The sequence below is a fragment of the Lysinibacillus sp. GW247-5R2A genome, from assembly GCF_059424475.1.
Genome location: NZ_JBWKZL010000004.1, coordinates 41,167 through 60,172, shown reverse-complemented (window position 1 = coordinate 60,172; position 19,006 = coordinate 41,167). Strand labels below are relative to the sequence as shown.

General features: G+C 37.0%; 19 protein-coding genes and 2 other annotated features (1 of these 21 cut by a window edge). Of the genes, 16 read left to right on the top strand and 3 right to left on the bottom strand.

Features of this window, described 5'->3' with window-relative positions:
- The first annotated feature begins 36 nt into the window (after positions 1-36).
- From AC07YC_RS07825 to AC07YC_RS07815, 3 genes are all read left to right on the top strand, one after another.
- The gene (locus AC07YC_RS07825; RefSeq protein WP_036127103.1) at positions 37-516 is read left to right on the top strand and encodes a DUF456 domain-containing protein; all 480 of its coding nucleotides are present in this window, start codon (positions 37-39) and stop codon (positions 514-516) included.
- 174 nt (positions 517-690) lie between these two features.
- Entirely contained in the window at positions 691-1,296 is a 606-nt protein-coding gene (locus AC07YC_RS07820; protein WP_008178341.1) for a superoxide dismutase, read from the top strand.
- Between the two features lie 238 nt (positions 1,297-1,534).
- On the top strand, positions 1,535-3,739 hold the full coding sequence (locus AC07YC_RS07815) for a peptidoglycan D,D-transpeptidase FtsI family protein (protein WP_494918990.1): 2,205 nt from the start codon (positions 1,535-1,537) through the stop codon (positions 3,737-3,739).
- A gap of 56 nt (positions 3,740-3,795) precedes the next feature.
- Here the strand turns inward: AC07YC_RS07815 and AC07YC_RS07810 are convergent, their stop codons facing one another.
- Entirely contained in the window at positions 3,796-3,987 is a 192-nt protein-coding gene (locus AC07YC_RS07810; RefSeq protein ID WP_036221493.1) for a hypothetical protein, read from the bottom strand.
- Between the two features lie 531 nt (positions 3,988-4,518).
- Between AC07YC_RS07810 and AC07YC_RS07805 the strand changes: the two genes are divergently transcribed.
- The 9 genes from AC07YC_RS07805 to AC07YC_RS07765 all read left to right on the top strand — a co-directional run bounded on the left by AC07YC_RS07805 (position 4,519) and on the right by AC07YC_RS07765 (position 14,499).
- A complete protein-coding gene (locus AC07YC_RS07805; RefSeq protein WP_494918989.1) occupies positions 4,519-5,493 on the top strand; it encodes a PstS family phosphate ABC transporter substrate-binding protein in 975 nt (324 codons plus the stop codon).
- A 64-nt stretch (positions 5,494-5,557) separates the two neighbouring features.
- Positions 5,558-6,505, top strand: a complete 948-nt coding sequence (pstC, locus tag AC07YC_RS07800; protein WP_008178337.1) for a phosphate ABC transporter permease subunit PstC — start codon at positions 5,558-5,560, stop codon at positions 6,503-6,505.
- Positions 6,506-7,384, top strand: coding sequence for a phosphate ABC transporter permease PstA (pstA, locus tag AC07YC_RS07795; RefSeq protein ID WP_494918987.1), 879 nt, complete (start codon positions 6,506-6,508; stop codon positions 7,382-7,384). It begins immediately after the preceding gene.
- Positions 7,385-7,396: 12 nt separating this feature from the next.
- Positions 7,397-8,230, top strand: a complete 834-nt coding sequence (pstB, locus tag AC07YC_RS07790; protein ID WP_008178335.1) for a phosphate ABC transporter ATP-binding protein PstB — start codon at positions 7,397-7,399, stop codon at positions 8,228-8,230.
- Between the two features lie 13 nt (positions 8,231-8,243).
- Positions 8,244-8,903: a phosphate signaling complex protein PhoU gene (phoU, locus tag AC07YC_RS07785; RefSeq protein ID WP_036127094.1), complete on the top strand. Its 660-nt coding sequence runs from the start codon at positions 8,244-8,246 to the stop codon at positions 8,901-8,903.
- A gap of 1,309 nt (positions 8,904-10,212) precedes the next feature.
- Positions 10,213-11,085 (top strand): vWA domain-containing protein, encoded by an 873-nt coding sequence (locus AC07YC_RS07780; protein ID WP_494918986.1) that lies wholly within the window; start codon positions 10,213-10,215, stop codon positions 11,083-11,085.
- A gap of 74 nt (positions 11,086-11,159) precedes the next feature.
- Entirely contained in the window at positions 11,160-12,230 is a 1,071-nt protein-coding gene (locus tag AC07YC_RS07775; protein ID WP_494918985.1) for a mechanosensitive ion channel family protein, read from the top strand.
- Positions 12,231-12,269: 39 nt separating this feature from the next.
- Positions 12,270-12,478, top strand: a binding site (T-box leader).
- Between the two features lie 66 nt (positions 12,479-12,544).
- The gene (gene trpE / locus AC07YC_RS07770) at positions 12,545-13,930 is read left to right on the top strand and encodes an anthranilate synthase component I (RefSeq protein WP_494918984.1); all 1,386 of its coding nucleotides are present in this window, start codon (positions 12,545-12,547) and stop codon (positions 13,928-13,930) included.
- Positions 13,927-14,499, top strand: a complete 573-nt coding sequence (locus AC07YC_RS07765) for an anthranilate synthase component II (RefSeq protein ID WP_494918983.1) — start codon at positions 13,927-13,929, stop codon at positions 14,497-14,499. The genes trpE and AC07YC_RS07765 overlap by 4 nt, the downstream gene beginning before the upstream one ends.
- Positions 14,500-14,547: 48 nt before the next feature.
- On the opposite strand, the gene AC07YC_RS07760 is transcribed toward AC07YC_RS07765, so the two are convergent.
- Complete coding sequence (locus tag AC07YC_RS07760) at positions 14,548-15,033, bottom strand: hypothetical protein (RefSeq protein ID WP_494918982.1); 486 nt, start codon at positions 15,031-15,033, stop codon at positions 14,548-14,550.
- Positions 15,034-15,036: 3 nt separating this feature from the next.
- Positions 15,037-15,459 carry a hypothetical protein gene (locus AC07YC_RS07755; protein WP_494918981.1) on the bottom strand — a complete coding sequence of 141 codons (423 nt, stop codon included), beginning with the start codon at positions 15,457-15,459 and terminating at the stop codon, positions 15,037-15,039.
- 179 nt (positions 15,460-15,638) lie between these two features.
- Between AC07YC_RS07755 and rpmG the strand changes: the two genes are divergently transcribed.
- The 4 genes from rpmG to AC07YC_RS07735 all read left to right on the top strand — a co-directional run bounded on the left by rpmG (position 15,639) and on the right by AC07YC_RS07735 (position 18,845).
- Positions 15,639-15,788: a 50S ribosomal protein L33 gene (gene rpmG / locus AC07YC_RS07750; RefSeq protein WP_008408521.1), complete on the top strand. Its 150-nt coding sequence runs from the start codon at positions 15,639-15,641 to the stop codon at positions 15,786-15,788.
- A gap of 86 nt (positions 15,789-15,874) precedes the next feature.
- On the top strand, positions 15,875-16,468 hold the full coding sequence (locus AC07YC_RS07745) for a 5-formyltetrahydrofolate cyclo-ligase (RefSeq protein ID WP_494918980.1): 594 nt from the start codon (positions 15,875-15,877) through the stop codon (positions 16,466-16,468).
- On the top strand, positions 16,461-16,670 hold the full coding sequence (locus AC07YC_RS07740; RefSeq protein WP_008181996.1) for a YqgQ family protein: 210 nt from the start codon (positions 16,461-16,463) through the stop codon (positions 16,668-16,670). The genes AC07YC_RS07745 and AC07YC_RS07740 overlap by 8 nt, the downstream gene beginning before the upstream one ends.
- Before the next feature lie 279 nt (positions 16,671-16,949).
- Positions 16,950-18,845 carry an LTA synthase family protein gene (locus tag AC07YC_RS07735; RefSeq protein ID WP_336635250.1) on the top strand — a complete coding sequence of 632 codons (1,896 nt, stop codon included), beginning with the start codon at positions 16,950-16,952 and terminating at the stop codon, positions 18,843-18,845.
- A gap of 129 nt (positions 18,846-18,974) precedes the next feature.
- Positions 18,975-19,006, top strand: a binding site (T-box leader) (it continues 211 nt past the right edge of the window).

Here is a 19,006-nt window from a genome sequence, read left to right as displayed (position 1 = left end):
TATGAAAGTCAATGTACGAAAAAGGAGAGAAACTTTATGGAAGTTGTTGGCTGGATTTTAGTAATAGCCTGCTTTATTATTTCATTTGTTGGTTTAGTTTACCCGATTATACCAGGTGTCTTATTTTTAGTCGGAGGATTCCTGCTATATGGCTTATTTTTCTCCTTCGCTGAGTTAAGCTGGTGGTTCTGGGTAATTGAACTATTATTTGTAGTGCTGTTATTTGGTGCGGACACATTGGCAAATGCATTTGGCATTAAAAAGTTTGGCGGCTCCAATGCCGGAATGTGGGGAAGTACTATTGGATTATTAATCGGCCCATTTGTCATCCCTGTGGCTGGGATTTTACTTGGCCCATTTTTAGGGGCAGTTATCGCTGAATTAATTGTAGAGAAGCGAACATTTAGTGAGGCTGTGAAAAGTGGTATTGGCTCATTAGTAGGATTTTTAACTTCAACTATTGCAAAGGCTGTCATTCAAATCGTGATGATCATTGTATTTTTTATCGCGATTTAATGTTTACATGTGAGGTTTAATGAATGAGACAACCGGGTAAGATAGTAAACGTATTGGTTTTTCAGTCAAAAGGCTGAAATCTTCTAAATGAAGTATTTTTCATTGAATGGTTTGACCAATTTTGATAATCTATTGATGTACTAAATATTTCTTATTTTAGGGAGGAACTTAACAATGGCTTACGAATTACCACAATTAACTTACGCTTACGACGCATTAGAACCACATATCGATGCAAAAACAATGGAAATTCACCATTCTAAACACCACAATACTTATGTAACAAACTTAAACGCAGCAGTAGAAGGCACTGAATTTGCAGAAAAAGACATTAACGACCTAATCGCAAACCTTGACGCTCTTCCAGCTGACAAACAAACTGCTGTACGCAACAACGGTGGCGGACATGCTAACCATACACTATTCTGGGAAGTAATCGCTCCAGGCGGTTCTAATACTCCAGTTGGCGAAGTTGCAAAAGCAATTGATGCGAAATTCGGATCTTTTGATGCGTTCAAAGAAGAATTTGCAAAAGCTGCTACAACTCGCTTCGGTTCAGGTTGGGCATGGTTAATCGTGGATGGTGACTCAGTTGCTGTTACTTCTACTCCAAACCAAGACTCTCCAGTAATGGAAGGTAAAAAACCAATTCTAGGCCTAGATGTTTGGGAGCACGCATACTACTTAAACTACCAAAACCGTCGTCCAGATTACATCGGCGGATTCTGGAACGTAGTAAACTGGGATGTAGTTGAAGCTAAATTCCAAGCTGCTAAATAAAGATTGAATAGAGATGGCTATGCTATGGTGAGAAATCACTAAGGCATAGCCTTTTTTTATTGGATAAAAGTGTAAAAGAAATGGATAGAACAAATAGGGCAACCTTTCCACTTTAGATGCCGTCAAATAAATGATGTTTTCCGTAATAATTGTCAAGTGCATGCTTTCCTGTCAAACCTACGAATGGTATACTAAGTATCGTGTATTGAAATGAAAAAATATAAGGAGGGGAATACATATGCGCAAAGCACCAGGGAAAAATCGCGCAGCGAGTGTTAAAGCAAAACATCACTCTAATTTAACATTTCGTATGAATATCCTTTTCTTTGCAATATTTATCGTATTTTCAATGTTGATTTTTAGACTAGGTTATATGCAAATCGTGAAAGGGGAAGAGTATGTACGACTTTTAGAGAGTACAGAAGAAGTTCCTGTCAATACGAGTGTGCCTAGGGGTAGAATGTATGATCGTTACGGTCGTATTTTAGTAGATAATCACCCGGAAAATGCGATTACGTATACGAAAATGCAAACGACTACAACAGATGAAATGCTAAATATAGCTGAAAAGCTGGCACAATTAATTGAACAACCAACGAAACGCGTCACATTGCGTGATAAACAAGATTTTTGGATTATTAAAAATCATGACGCAGCCTACGAAAAAGTGACAAAGGCAGAAGAAGCTAAAATTCGAGCAAAAGAAAATATTACGACAAGTCAAATCAATGCAGAGATTGATAAACTAGTACGTGAACGCATTACGAATGAAGAGCTTTTGCAATTGTCAGAGAAGGATTTAGAAGTATTAGCCATCTTTAGAGAAATGACATCTGGTTATAATTTATCACCTCAAATTATAAAAAGTGAAAATGTCTCGGCAGAAGAATTTGCACGTGTTTCCGAGCGTTTAACGGAACTGCCAGGAGTTAACACAACGACAGATTGGAAACGTGTAAAATTATCTTCTCTATCGATTCTTGGTCGTACAACTGTCCCAACTAAAGGGATACCAAAAGAGAAGCTCAATTATTATTTAGCCCGTGATTATTCACGAAATGATCGCGTAGGGGAAAGTTATATTGAGGCGCAATATGAAGAGCTACTACAAGGTCAAAAAACAGTTGTCAAAAATATTACCAATAAAAAAGGGCAGGTAGTCGATACTATTACAACTTATGAAGGTGAGCCAGGTAAAGATTTAGTTTTATCACTGGATAGTGAGCTACAGGCTGAAACTGAGAAGATTGTAGAAGAAGAACTGCTTAATTTAAAAGCTCTTCCTGGATCGTATTTATTAGATCGTGCCTTTTTAATTATGATGGACCCTAATACAGGGGATGTCCTATCTATGGTTGGTAAGAAAATAGAAAAGAATCCTGAAACAGGGAAAAGTGAAATTGTTGATTACGGATATGGAACATTTACGACAGCTTATGAGGCAGGTTCATCTATTAAGGGAGCAACAGTTCTTACGGGGTACAATCAAGACGTTATCTCAATGGGCACTTCTATGGGTGATGAACCGATTAAATTAGCAGGTACGGATTTTAAAAGTTCCATATTTAACAGAAGCGGCTATGTGCCAATGAACGATTTAATGGCGCTGGAACGTTCTTCTAACTCCTATATGTTTAAAATTGCACTATTAATAAATAAAACACCTTACAGCTATGGGATGCCATTACGTTTAAAGGATGATACATTCCCAAAAATGCGCAATAATTTTGCACAATTTGGGCTAGGTGTGAAAACAGGCATTGATTTACCAAATGAATTTAGTGGAGTGCGTGGTCCATCGGGTCCAACGATGGGTGGTAAAACATTAGACTTAGCGATTGGTCAGTATGACACTTATACTCCTTTACAATTAGCACAATATATTTCAACCATTGCTAATGGTGGCTACCGTATTCAGCCACATGTTGTGAAAGAGGTACGTGATCCTTCACAGGATGGCAAGCAATTAGGACCATTAGTGACTGAAATAGGACCGACTATTCTTAATCAAATTGACAATCCTAAAGAAGAGATTGACTATGTAAAACAAGGATTACGTCGTGTATATACTGGATCATATGGGACGGCTCGTGGACAATTCTCGAATGCTCCATTTACAGCAGCAGGGAAAACAGGTACTGCAGAGGTAGTTTACTATGGTCCATTACGAGAACATTTTGGTACAAATACGATTACATTAACACATGTGGGCTTTGCGCCATATGAAAACCCTGAAATTGCTTATGCAGTTGTTATTCCTTGGGCAACAACTAATATGAATCAACATTTAGTCAATAACAACCTTATTGCTAGACGTTCTCTAGATAAGTACTACGAATTAAAAGCAAAATATGAAGCTGAAAAAGTAACAGATAGTAAAGTGAATCAGCCAATTTTACCAGCTACTACAGAGGAAAAAATTGGTGAGGATGAGCAACAATAAGAAAACCGCTAGGCACTGGGATGCCTAGCGGTTATTTTTTATGGGAAAAATAAGCTTCATGCAGATAATTGGCGGATGGCTAATTCAAATTGCTCTCTTGGTTTTACGCCATACAGCTCTAAATTATGATAGAAATAAGAAGCTACCATAAAATCAATCGCCTCTTGAAGTGTAAATTCGCGATGTTCCATGATTAATGATAGATAGGTTTTAAAATAATCGGCATTTTGTACGTTTGCATGTTTCATGACAAAGGTCAAACTCCTCATTCATTACGCCTTATCAATATAATGTCCATATCTTCTCGTTGAAAATCTGTGACATCCTCTGAAGGCTTTATCTTTCCCTTCTATAGAAAGGGGGTGTACCTAGCTTATATGTTGGTACAAAACTTTTACTGGATCAAGATAAAGTAATTCCTGACACAATTGATTATTATAGCATCTTTCAAATAGGAATCAAATTCTAACCTCTCTACACTTAGAAGGTCGCTTCCCTCAAACATAGAAGAGTATGGATTGATCGCCTTCATTGGATGTGGAATCACCTCTTGCAAATGGAGATAATGGTGCAGATGTAAGCAGGCAAAAATGCAAAATCTAGGCACAGCTCTGACAAAGCGAAGGTGAATTGTAAATGTGTCTTTACAATCGTTTACAAAGCATTACATTCCTTTACATCTCTTTTACGAACCGTTTATACGACTTCAACAATCAGTCATTATAGTAAAGATTGTAAGACAAATAACTATAAAACAGTTCATGACGGAGGCAAATGAGATGAAAAAGTGGAAGTACTTAACGATGACAGCAGTAATGGGTTCTGCATTAATGCTAGGTGCATGTGGTAGCGATTCTGCACAAAATGGAAACAATACTGAAACGAACGCACCAGCTAGTTCAGGACAAGAAGCTGCTGATGAAAAGCTACAAGGCTCTGTAGCTGGAGATGGCTCATCAACAGTTGCACCAATTATTGAGGCAGTTGTTGAAGAGTATGCAGGCGCACAACCAGATGTCAAAGTATCAGTGGGGGTTTCTGGTACAGGTGGTGGTTTTGAAAAATTCATCGCAGGTGAAACAGACTTTTCAAATGCATCTCGTAATATAAAAGATGAAGAGAAAGCGAAACTAGGAGAAGCTGGTATTGATTATACAGAGCTAGCTCTAGCATATGATGGTTTATCAGTAGTCGTGAATCCAGAAAATGATTGGGCGAAAGATTTAACAGTAGAACAATTACAAAAAATTTGGATTGAAGATGGGAAAGAGAAGAAATGGTCTGACATTGATCCATCTTGGCCAGATGAGAAAATCATTTACTATTCACCAGGTACTGATTCAGGCACATACGATTACTTTGATGAAATCATTTTAGATGGAGCGGATCTAGTAAGCTCAGCAACATTATCAGAGGATGATAATATGCTAGTTCAAGGTGTATCAGGTGACAAAAACGCTATCGGATTCTTCGGTTATGCTTACTATCTAGAAAATAAAGATAAATTAAACATTGTTAAAGTAAATGGTGTAGAGCCAAATAATGAAACAATTGAAGCAGGCGAATATACGCCACTTTCACGCCCACTATTCACATACGTGAAAAATAGTGCTATGAAAGATAATGAAGCGGCATATGATTTCATTAAATTTACATTAGAAAACGCAGGTGATATGGCTGAGGCTGTTGGCTATGTTCGTTTACCTGAAGAAAAATATACTGAAGGCTTAAAAACTTTAGAAGGCTTAAAATAAGTAGACATGCATAGAGGGAAAGAGATGTATGCTCTTTCCCTCCCTTATTTGAAAGGAGCACCCAATGGTTTCTCAAAAGGAAAATAAGACATCATCTGTGCAGCAATTAATTGCAAATTCGCGCAATCATAAAACTAAGAAAATAGTGGAAAAAGCAATGCCAGCTCTATTATTTTCTGCAGCAATTATCTCTATTTTAACGACATTTGGCATTGTTTTCACCCTTATTTTTGAAACGTTTGAATTTTTTAAACGTGTGTCGATAACGGATTTCCTGTTTGGAACGAAATGGTTACCGTTTTCAGGAAATGAACCGTTGTTTGGGATTTTGCCGTTAATCGCTGGTACATTAAAAGTGACACTTATTGCAGTTGTAGTAGCCGTACCATTTGGAATTGCTTCAGCTATCTATTTAAGTGAATATGCAAGTGAAAAAACAAGACGTACCGTGAAACCTATTTTAGAAGTTTTAGCGGGTGTACCGACGATTGTTTACGGCTTCTTTGCTTTAACGTTTGTCACACCTTTATTACAAGAAATTGTGCCTGGACTTAAATTATTTAATGCACTGAGCCCAGGGATTGTTGTAGGGATTATGATTTTGCCAATGATCACTTCTCTATCTGAGGATGCGATGTCATCGGTACCCAATAGTATGCGCGAAGGGGCTTTAGCTCTAGGTGCAACAAAATTTGAAGTAGCGATTAAAGTAGTACTACCCGCTGCACTTTCTGGTATTATCGCATCTATAGTATTAGCTATTTCCCGGGCAATAGGGGAAACGATGATTGTTTCGCTTGCAGGCGGATCAACACCGAAATTTGATCTCAATGTTACGGATTCCATTCAAACAATGACAGCCTACATCGTTCAAGTTTCAACAGGTGATGCAGGTTATGGAACAACTATTTACTACTCAATCTATTCTGTTGGTTTTACACTATTTATCTTTACGCTAGTAATGAATTTACTTGCACACTATATTTCGAAACGCTTCAGGGAGGTTTACTAGATGCGCTATATGGATGAAACAGTCGTCATGAAACGAATGACAAAGCGTATTACATTCAATAAAGTTTGGAAAACCTTATTTTTCTTAGCTACTACGTTTGCGCTTGTTACCTTAGCTATTTTGCTTTACCGCATTGTGACACAAGGAATTGATTATTTAAATATTGATTTCTTAATGAATTTCGCATCACGTTTTGCAGATAAAGCAGGTGTTAAAGCGGCCCTAATAGGTTCACTTTGGTTAATGGCAGTTGTAGCGCCTGTATCCATTATTTTAGGTGTAGGTACGGCAATCTATTTAGAGGAATATGCCAAGAAAAATAGAATCAACGACTTTATTCGTATGAATATCTCAAATCTAGCAGGTGTACCTTCCATCGTTTTTGGATTACTAGGTTTAACTATTTTTGTACGCATGATGGGACTAGGCAAAAGTGTTTTAGCTGCTGGCCTAACAATGAGTTTATTAATTTTACCTGTCATTATTGTAGCGGCACAGGAGGCCATTCGTGCAGTACCCAATGAACAACGTGAAGCTTCATATGGGATGGGCGCAACCAAATGGCAAACGATTTTACGAGTGGTTCTTCCAGCCGCTATTCCTGGTATTTTGACAGGAAGTATTTTGGCTATGTCCCGTGCCATTGGGGAGACAGCGCCACTTGTTGTCATCGGAATTCCAGTCATTCTACAATTTTTACCGAATGGTTTACTAAGCCAATTCACAGCCCTACCGATGCAAATCTATGATTGGGCGAAACGTCCGCAAGAAGCATTTCAGTATGTGGCCGCAGCTGGTATTTTAGTGCTTATGACGGTTCTGCTATTGATGAACTCTATTGCCATCTTTATTCGAAATAAATTCCAAAAACGTTATTAATGAGGTGACCTTATGGTACTGGATTTTAAAGAGGAAAAAACAATTGTCAAATTGAATCAAGCGACGACGAAATCTTCCGCAGATATAGCGAAAAATATTGTTTATGATACACGTAACTTGAATTTATGGTACGGTGATCATCAAGGCCTAAAAGATATTAATTTAAGTATTTATGAAAATGAAGTTACTGCAATTATCGGGCCTTCTGGCTGTGGTAAATCTACGTATTTAAAAACATTAAACAGAATGGTAGAGCTGGTTCCTAGCGTCCGTACATCTGGTGAAATTTTATATCGTGAGCGTAATATTTTAAATAAAAACTATACGGTAGAGGAATTAAGAACACGCGTAGGAATGGTGTTCCAAAAGCCAAATCCGTTCCCAAAATCTATTTATGATAATATTGCGTATGGTCCAAGAATTCATGGTATTAAAAATAAAAAGATTTTAGATGAAATAGTTGAAAAGTCTCTGAGAGGGGCTGCCATTTGGGATGAGGTCAAAGATCGTTTAAATCAAAATGCCTACGGTTTATCTGGTGGTCAGCAACAGCGTATTTGTATTGCAAGATGCTTAGCGATTGAACCAGATGTCATTCTGATGGATGAGCCAACATCTGCATTAGACCCTATTTCTACACTAAAAGTGGAAGAGCTTGTGCAAGAGTTGAAAAAAGACTATTCCATTATCATTGTAACCCATAATATGCAGCAAGCTGCACGTATCTCTGATCGTACAGCGTTCTTCCTGAGTGGAGAAGTTGTAGAATACGATAAAACAGATATCATCTTCCAAACACCATCAGATCAACGTACGGAAGATTATATTTCAGGACGTTTCGGCTAAGGAGGAGCAATCGATGGTAGTACGTGAACGTTTTGAACAGGAGTTAAAAGAAGTTCAGGGGCAATTTATAGCACTTGCCAATAGCAGTATTTTCGCCTTAAAAACATCCTTTGAGGCGTTAGTGGAACAGAATTTAGAAAAAGCTTTGAAAATACTTGAAGACGATTTAATCATAAACCGGCTTGAAGAAGAAATAAATGACCATGTAATCCTTATGATTGCTAAACAACAACCTGTAGCAACCGATTTACGTCGTCTCATGGTCCTTGTAAAAGCAGCAGCAGATATGGAAAGAGTGGGCGATTATGCGGTGAATATCGCTAAAGAAGCGATTCGAATTGGAAAAGAACCGATTGTGTTCCCTATGACAAATCTACAAACGATGTGCAATAAAACAGTAGAAATGCTAGAGAGCATCATGAAGGCCTTTACAGAGGAAGATACTGTTCGTGCGAAAGAAATCGCTGAATTAGATGATTATGTGGATGATTTATATGGAGCTACGGTTACACTCTTGCTACGTGCAGGCGTTGAAGACCCCGCACATATTTCTCAAATTACCCATCTAACATTTATTTGCCGCTATTTAGAGCGTTCCGCCGATCATGCTACTAATATCGCTGAACATCTTTTTTACTTAGTGAAAGGCAAGCATTATGAATTAAATAATTAGGCAGAAGAGCTACTTGCTAGCTCTTCTTTTCTTTTACAAATCGATAATTGCCCCAGATAGTATAGTGACCTTCTTCGAACAATTGTAGGATATATTATTTTAACTTGATTGGATGTTTACTTCGTCCCCAAAAAATGCTCCCCTTAGATAAACAGATTTTATTTTTTAACCTGCCTACCTAATAGGGGGCATATCAAACTTCTTGATGGCTTTTGTCTACAGTTTGAGAGAAGGAATTTTCCTTCCATTCATGAGAAAGTAAATTTTTAATCCATTTTAATTTTCTTATACTTTTTGTAATACACTACAGAAAAAATTATAATCCAAAAAATAATTATTAAATAAACAAGAGCAGTGAGAGGTTCGTTAAACGGATTAACATTATTTTGATAATCATTAATAGCGCGAATGCATAATGCCAAAATAGAACCCCAAAACATTATCACTAGATAAATTTTCATAAAATTCCGCCCTCTTTTCTATTTACATAATTCGTTTAATATCGCAAATTGTATGTGTATGAACCAAAAAAATGAATGGGAGTGGAGTTATGACTGTTAACACTAGTAATTCTTTAAAATTTCTAACTTCTTTTGTCGCTATCACTTTATTAAGTATAATTTAATATTCAGTAAATTCCAATGCTGAAGAAATTTCCTACGTCGATGATGAAGGTATTACTCACACTGTAATTGAAGTTGATTTGGATAATAACATCAAGGCTTTTTAAGTAATACCGTTTTAAAACAAATGGAACAAAGACAATGGTCTTGCTTGAGATAGTTGAAGTGAAATAAAACACCGACTATGAAGAGTAACTTCATTTGGGATTAATAAAATTAATGCAAAGCACAAAGAAAGAATGGAGCATGTTTTTTGTAGATTTTAAAGGGTGAAATGGTATTTTGTGGATGTACTTAAGATATCAAAAAAATGTCCATACAGACATATTTATTTTTGTTGCTAAAAAAACAAAAGAATTTGCTACTTGAATGTGGCAAGTAATGTAAAAGAGGAGCTATGCTCGAATATTAGGTTGGATTCGGCATAATTTCTATATATTGTAAATAAATGAGAAGGAAAGATGACAAAAGCCACCGAGGATGTGAACTTCTCGATGATTTTTCTCTACAGTATGAGAGGAGCTACTTGTTAGCTCTTCTTTTGTTTTGAAAAAAATGATTAGCAGTAGCAACATTGTGTTTTTATGTGGCGTCTATATAGCGAGTGCTTTGTATTGTCAAAAAATTTTTTTGGTTATACTATAGACAATATCCAAAAAAATGTGGTGCTTAGGAGGTGCTGCTTCGTGAAAGACCCGATAGAATCACTCATAGAAAAGTTCGATCAAGATTTGTCACTAGAACAACGAAATTATTTACGTTTTCTCTATGAAAACTTACATCTTGAGGATTTAAGCAATAGGGAACAACATTATTTTATCGACTATTTTTTAAAGAGTGAACCATTACGAAATATGGCAGCATTTGCACTAGAATTGGCAGACATTCTGCATGAAATTCGGGAAAATATTCCTGCTATCGAGAAGGCTGAGAGAATGGCTAATGGTAAGGAGCAGCGTTTATATTACGAACGGAAATGGTCAGAGCTGAGACGTCAAAAGCTCAAACAGCAAACAACAAAGAATGGCAATATCTTTTATGTACCCTTTCATGACTATAAACAGGATCCTGGGCCCATGATTATTTGTTTAGAGCAGACGACTGGGATGGAAGCTTATTCTGAGCTGTGTAAAAGCATGATATTACCATTATTTATGAATGCCCATCGCGAAAATCGCGATCTATATATTATCCCTTATGATCAGCAAATCGATGTTCACTATCGCTTTGAAAATGGTCATTTAAATTTAGCGGATTTTAAGAGTTTTATTGAATATAAAGCTAAAGGTGAAGCTGAGCTTTTACCTGTTCTACAGTTTGTCAGATCATTACTGCATGAAAATCAACTAGGCTCTGAAGCGGAAGTCATTATATTTACAGAGGGCACTCCTATAGATGGACAGCATCTTGTCAGTAAGCAAGCAAAAGCGATGCTGGAGGAAATGAAACGAAAATACCTTGCTGAGTTTTCTGTCATTGCAATGCATGAAGATAATTTTAATAAACAACAATTTTGGTTTGCCAATAAGGCTTTTTTTGCGGATGATGCAATACAATAACAGAAAGGGGCTAACCTTTACGGAAGGGCAGCTCCTTTTTATTGGAGATACATAGGTATTAAAAGGAGATATACATGGATTCATTACATTGGATTTTACCTAAATTTACAGTCCCTACTTGGATGGATGTTTTAATAGCACTCATTATTTGTATAGTTGGCTGGCTGATTCAACGATTCATCATAAAAAAAATAATTAATCGTCTGGTCATCTTTTTAAGAAATCGTCAACGAAATTTCCAAGCAAATGTGCTTGCACAATTTAGTAAAGCCATTGGCTATGCATTTATGACGGCAGTCATTGTGCTAAGCTTATCTTATTTAATAGAAGTTCCTTTATTTACGCATAAATCAACGAAAAATTTTGTACTGTCTATTATGGTGTTTTTTGCTTTTAAGGGCGTATATGATGTTTTAAATTTCTATACAAAGCAGCCGCTTCAATTAACAAGTGAAGAGGACCAAAATGTACTATTACCTTTTTTCCTGCGTATTAGTAAAGTACTCATTATGATTTTTGCCATGTTTACAATTGCCTCATTTTGGAACTTTAATTTGAATGGCTTTTTAACAGGAATTGGCTTAACAGGAGTAGCGATTGCTTTTGGGATTCGCGATACATTAGCCCATGTGTTTGGCGGTATGTCTGTGGCGCTTGACAATCCCTTTCAAATTGGGGATTGGATTGCGACCGAAGATCAAAAAATTGAAGGAACCATTGAGGATATTAATCTTCGCAGTACGTTAATTCAAACAGGGGATAAAGGGCTTGTCTATGTGCCGAACTCTTATTTGGTTAATCGTCCTATTTACAACTTATCGAGACGAGAAAAGCGTAAATGCGAACAATTTTTATATGTAGCTGCTTCCAATGAAGAAGACATATTACGCAGTGCCTTAACGGCTATTCATAAGGAAATTTATTTACATGCTAACACAGAGAAAGACATGATCCATGTTTATATCGATGAATTTCATCATGATAGTTATCGTGTGCTTATTCGTTTCTTCGTCGCTACAAATGATACAGCCGTCATGCTAGAAGTACGCCAGGAAATCTTCTTTGCCATACGCCAAATCGTGGAGGAGCTATCCATTACTTTAGCATCCCCTGATGAGGATGAAGAACCAAGAAGGAAAAAATAAATTGAATTGTAAGATAGTTTGCATTACAATATAATCTAGCAATCAGCGCTGATGAAGAGTAGTAGCTATTAGTATTTGTCATAGAGAGCTAGTGGTTGGTGGAAACTAGTACAAATTAATGGTGAATGGACTTCGGAGCTCTAATCCTGAATGACAGTATGGATTAGCGTATGCCTACGTTATAAGGCTTAGAGAGGGTCTTCTTAGTAGACCAATGAAGGTGGCACCACGGCTTTTCCGTCCTTTTGTGATGGAAAGGCCTTTTTATATGCATTTGGTGTAGAAGAGCGGAGCATAGAGAAGGAGAGAAGAGAATGACAGTTGAGCTTAGAAAGTATGCCATGAAAGTATTACAGGGAGATATGATGACCCCTATTTCTGTCTATCAATCATTGAGAGGGCAGCATAAAATGTTGTTCGAATCGTCAGCCAAGCATGAGGAAAGTGGACGTTACTCCTTTATTGCAGTGGATCCAGTAGCTGAATTAAAAGGAAATAATGATGCGTATACCTTTCTTAAAGGGGAGGAAAAGGAAAAATCGAATGGCAATGTGCTCGATTATTTAAAGCAAGTGATGCCATTCCATGAAGAAACTTATCCATTCCACTTTTTTGGAGGCGCCATTGGTTTCTTTGGATATGAAACAGCTTTTTATACAGAAAAAATAGGGGAATATTTACAGGATGAATTAGCCATGCCGGATGTTCATGTTTTGTTCTATGATACATTTATTGTATTTGATCATGTGACACAGGAACTTACATTGGCTTCAATAGATTTATTTAAAGAAGGGCGTTCCTTAGAGGAAATGGAAGCGGCTATTTCAACGATGGAGCAGCAGCTTTACATGGGGACAACATTTGATGCCGCGAAGGTAGATAGTCTTGATTTTAAGCCAATGATTTCAAAGGAGCAATTTGTCACATTAGTGGAGCGTGCAAAGCAGTATATATTAAAAGGGGATATTTTCCAAATTGTGCTATCACAGCGCTTCTCAGCCTCGTTTACAGGCTCACCCTTTGCGCTGTATCGCCAATTGCGCACATCCAATCCCTCTCCATATATGTTCTACATGGATTATGGATCCTATATTATTTTAGGAACATCACCAGAAAGCCTTGTTAAGGTTAAAAATCGGCAAGTGACGACAAATCCAATCGCAGGCACCAAGCCTCGTGGTGAGACAATGGAGCAGGATGAAGCCATTGCAAATACCCTATTGGCGGATGAAAAAGAAGTGGCGGAACATCGTATGCTAGTGGATTTAGGCCGCAATGATCTTGGCCGAATTGCAAAAGTGGGTTCTGTAAGGCTGAAGAAATTCATGAAAATTGAACGCTATAAATATGTCATGCATATTGTGTCTGAGGTAGTAGCGGACCTACGAGATAATCTCCATGTCTTGGATGTCCTTCGTGCTTGTTTACCTGCGGGTACAGTGTCAGGAGCACCGAAGATACGTGCGATGCAGCTAATAAATGGATTAGAGCCTGTAAAGCGTGGCGTCTATGCGGGAGCTGTTGGTTATATATCTACGACAGGCGATATGGATTTAGCCCTTGCTATTCGTACCATGATCATTAAAGATGAGAAAGCTCATGTACAAGCAGGAGCGGGTATTGTTCACGATTCGGTCCCATTATCTGAATATGAAGAAACACTTAATAAAGCTCGAGCACTATTGGAGGTAAAAAAATGATTTTAATAATTGATAATTATGATTCCTTTACCTACAATCTATTTCAACAAATAAGTATGCTTGGGAAAAATGTTAAAGTTGTGAGGAATGATGTTATTACAATAGAAGAAATTCAAAAAATGGCACCAGAAGCTATTGTTTTATCACCCGGACCAGGAACACCAGCCGAAGCAGGTATCACGGTTAATGTTATTAAGGAGCTATATCAAAGTTTTCCTATATTAGGGATTTGTCTTGGACATCAATCCATTGGGTACGCATTTGGAGCAAACATCGTGCAGGCTCAAACGATCATGCACGGCAAGCTGTCATCTCTACAATATGAACAAACAGGTTTATTTGCACATTTAGATGGAGTTATTCAAGTAATGCGTTATCATTCCCTAGTTATTGAAGAACCTTCATTACACAGTGATTTTAACATTATCGCAACAGCGAGTGATGACGAGGAGATTATGGCTATCCAACACAAAAAATACCCTCTTTACGGTCTGCAATTTCATCCTGAATCAATCGGCACGAAAGAAGGGAGTAGGATGATGCAAGCCTTCTTTGAAAGTATTGCTTAAATAAAAAGGCTGTCGCCTCCTTAATTTGGATGTGGCGACAGCTTTTCTTTATTGTTTTTTACCTGTAATTAACTTCGCAATTTCCTCTAAAGACATGGAAGAATTGACTTCGTAGGACCCAATTTGCAAGCTTCGTGCATATTTTGCGTTTGCGAGTAGTAACTCCATTTCTACGCTGTTAGAAATAATGCCACCATCCTCTAGCTTTTGGGCCACAATATATGGTGTAATCCCACTATATATTTGCAATGTCATTGTTGTATTATCCGCATTGGTATCTTCTTTAACAGACGGTTCTGAAGAATCAGCAGCAGTAGTTTCTTCAGTAGTATGTACTTGTTTAACTTGTTTTTTTAGCGCAGCAATTTCTTGATTGGCCTGATTGAGCTTATTTTGCAATTCTTCAACCTGCTGCTGATTGGAAGAATCTTTTTCAGGGAGCCCAATGTTCACATCGAAGCGGCTTGCTAGAGCAAGTATGGCACCAACTAGGAAAATGGCTACGCCAAATGAGCGGATGGAAGACTTGTTCATAAATTAACGACCCCCATTTGCAATCACTTGACGAACTTGTTCTTCTGTTAAATTTGAACGGATACTAATATCTCCTACAGAAAGTCCTTGTTTATTCAATTCCAGCACCTGACTTACGATAATTTGATGTATCGGCTTTGCTTGTGGTGGATTAGGCGCTACTTTGGCAGCTTGTGCGGCTTGTTGGACAGCCTGCATAACTTGTTGAACTTTAGGGTCTTGTATGCTAGGACTAGGTGTTGATTTTGATTTTACTTGAAACTCTGGTTCTAATAGTAGCTCCTCCTCTACGATTTTTAAACGGCGTTTTAAATTATTCGTTTCTTGGAATATGGAGATAGATAATTCTTCGACATCCTTCTCGACTTTTTTCGAGCTATTTTTGAAAAAGAACGATACTATAATCAAAAGAATCCCGAAACTCATTAGTATGATGGATAAATCCAATAGCCTCACCTCGTGTAGTATGTAATTATAAGATATTTTACCATATGCAAACTTAATATGAAATGAAGGTAGATTTTTTTTCAGTTTGTGTTATAATAGGTTAGTCGTATAAATCATGCTCAAATTTAAATTCTTGATATAGAGTGGGAGGGTTAATGATGCGCGTAAACATTACTTTAGCTTGCACAGATTGCGGCGAACGTAACTACATTTCTAAAAAGAACAAGCGTAACAATCCAGAGCGTCTTGAACTTAAAAAATATTGCTCTCGCGAGAAGAAATACACTCTTCACCGTGAAACTAAGTAATCGCTCATTAAGCCAAAACCACAAGTGGTTTTGGCTTTCTACATTTTATGAATGATTGAGGTTTTACTATATAGGAGGTAGCCTGCATGGATAAAACAACATTACGGAACAAGGTACGAGAAACACTTGCGATAATGAATGAAGAAGTTTATCGCAGACAATCTAAAGCTGTAGTGCAAAAGGTGCTACAGGAACCATATATAATAGAAGCAAATACGATCGGCATTACCATTTCGAATCAGCCAGAAGTCGACACCATTCTTTTAATTGAAGAACTATGGCAGCTTGGGAAAAAGGTCGCTGTGCCAAAGTGCCACCCAAAAACAAGAGAAATGACATTTTACGCCATTGAATCATTTGCTCAGCTTGAAACAGTATATATGCATTTGCGTGAGCCTATTCCCGAACGATGTGAGTTAGTTGACGCAAATGAGATGGATATCATCTTAGTACCAGGGGTTGTTTTTGATCGGTTAGGCTACCGAATAGGGTATGGCGGTGGTTATTATGATCGCTATGTATTAAACTATAAAAAGGGTAAATTGATGTCATTACTTTTTGACGAGCAGATCGTTAATCGTGTTCCTACTGAAGAACATGATTGCCCTGTAGACATCATAGTGACACCGACAGAACGTATTGACTGTCTAGCACATCGAGGAGCGAACGAAAATGGATAAAATGTTAGATATTTATGAACTCTTGAAAACGTATGGTACTTTTATTTATACACGGGACCCTATTGGCGATTTGATGTTAATGGAGGATGAAATAAAAGAGCTCTATAAAGCGAATGTACTAGACATAAAAGATTACCAAATGGCATTATTACTAATTCGACAAGAAACAACAAGACTTCGTATAGAAGAGAATAAAAAGTAATGTTTGAAATATAATGTAATGGGGTATTGTAAAATTAATGTAACATGTATGTAATATTCTTAAAAACAGTGGATTTCCGCTGTTTTTATGTTTTTACGAAACTTTTTACAATGTAAAACGTATATATAGATATCTGGTGCATATACGAGCGAGGAGAGTAAAATTTCCAAAAGATATGTGTTGATTATCTGTAAAAAATGGATTAAGATATATTTTGTTTCCGTAACAAAATGTAAAAAATTATTATTTTTTTGTAAGGAAGTAGGGAGGATGTTAGGAATGAAATCAATAAAGTGGCCTAAACATTCATTTATGATACTAGCAATTATAGCAACTTGGATCAAAACGGTCATTGTTTACCACACGAGCTTTGAGATGAAAATTGAAAATGCAATGCAACAATTTATTTTGTTTATTAACCCATTAAGTTTCTTGCTATTTACGTATGGATTAGCACTTTTCTTTAAATCACCAAAGGCTAGAAATCGTTATTTAATTACAGTCAGTATTATTTTATCCATAGTCCTTTATGGAAATGTAGCGTTCTATCGTTTCTACAATGACTTTATTACACTACCTGTATTATTCCAAACAAGTAACTTTAGTGACTTAGGAACTTCTGTAGCTGCCATAATAGAGCCATGGGATGTATTGTATTTTGTTGATGTACTTATTTTAATCTTAGCGAATAAATTTATACCAAAAATGAAAAATTCGTTTAAAGTTAATGTGGAATTCCGCCGTGCATTTTTTGTGCTGGCAATCGCTATGTCATTCTTAAACTTAGGTTTAGCTGAAACAGAGCGTCCACAATTATTAACACGTAGTTTTGACCGCGAATTACTTGTAAAAAACATTGGTACGTACAATTACCATTTGTATGATATTTATATTCAAACAAAATCCTCAGCCCAACGTGCGTTAGCGGACGGAAGTGAATTAGTTGAAGTAAACAACTATGTTCGCTCAAATCAGGCAGCAGTCAACCCAGAAATGTTTGGGAAATATAAAGGCCGTAACTTAATTGTTGTGTCTATGGAGTCTTTACAAAACTTTGTCATTAACAATGACATGAATGGTCATGAAGTTACGCCATTCTTAAACTCTTTAACAAAAGATAAAGATACGTATTATTTCAGTAACTTCTATCACCAAACAGGTCTAGGAAAAACATCTGACTCTGAGTTTATCGTAGAAAATTCACTATTTGGTTTAGGACGCGGAGCAGTATTCTTCACACATGGTGGAAATACGTATAACTCAATGGCAGAGCGCCTTGGGGAAAATGGATACTTTACAAATGTCATGCACCCGAATAATAAATCATTCTGGAACCGTGACATCATGTATCAATCTTTAAAAATCAATAAGTTCTACGATATCGATTCTTATACAGTAGAAGAAGGGCAAGCTGTGAACTGGGGAATGAAAGATACGCCATTCTTAGAGCAATCTGCAGCATTAATGAAAGATATGCCACAACCATTCTACTCAAGACTAATTACATTAACGAATCACTATCCATTTACATTGGATCCGGAAGATATTATGATTCCTGAATATGATTCAAATTCAGGTACATTAAATCGTTACTTCCAAACAGTACGCTATATGGATGAAGCTTTAAAAGATTTCTTCCAACAATTGAAAGATCAAGGTGTTTATGATAATTCTATTATCGTTATGTATGGTGACCACTACGGTATTTCAGAAAACCATAATAAAGCGATGGCACAATATTTAGGAAAAGAACAAATTACACCGTTTGATAATGCATTGCTACAGGAAGTACCTTTATTCATCCATATCCCAGGATCTGACGATGGTAAAGAGATGACTGAAATGGCAGGACAAATGGATTTACGTCCAACAATTTTACACCTACTTGGCATTGAAACGTCAAAAGATATGCAAATGGGTGCGGATTTATTCTCTCCAGAACATGAAAACTTTGTAGTGTTCCGTGACGGACGCTTTATTACAGATAAATATGTGTATGCCGGAGAGGCTTGCTATGATAAATCAACTGGCGAAGAAATAGACGGGGAGCCATGTCAGCCATACGCTGATCGTGCAACAATGGAGCTCGAAAATTCTGATGCCATCATCAATGGAGACCTTCTTCGTTTCTATGATGAAAAGACAGGTAATTTAAAACAAGAATCCGTTAAGTAAACAAAGAGAGATCTCGTCGTGAGATCTCTCTTTTTACTTTGAGCAATTGACAAATTTCTTGAAGTGATTATAATTAGTGTAAATATCTGCATAACGAAGATTTGTTTTTCACATTTCGGAGTATAAGAGTTAAAGGCATGGAAAAGAACAAGTAACTTTAA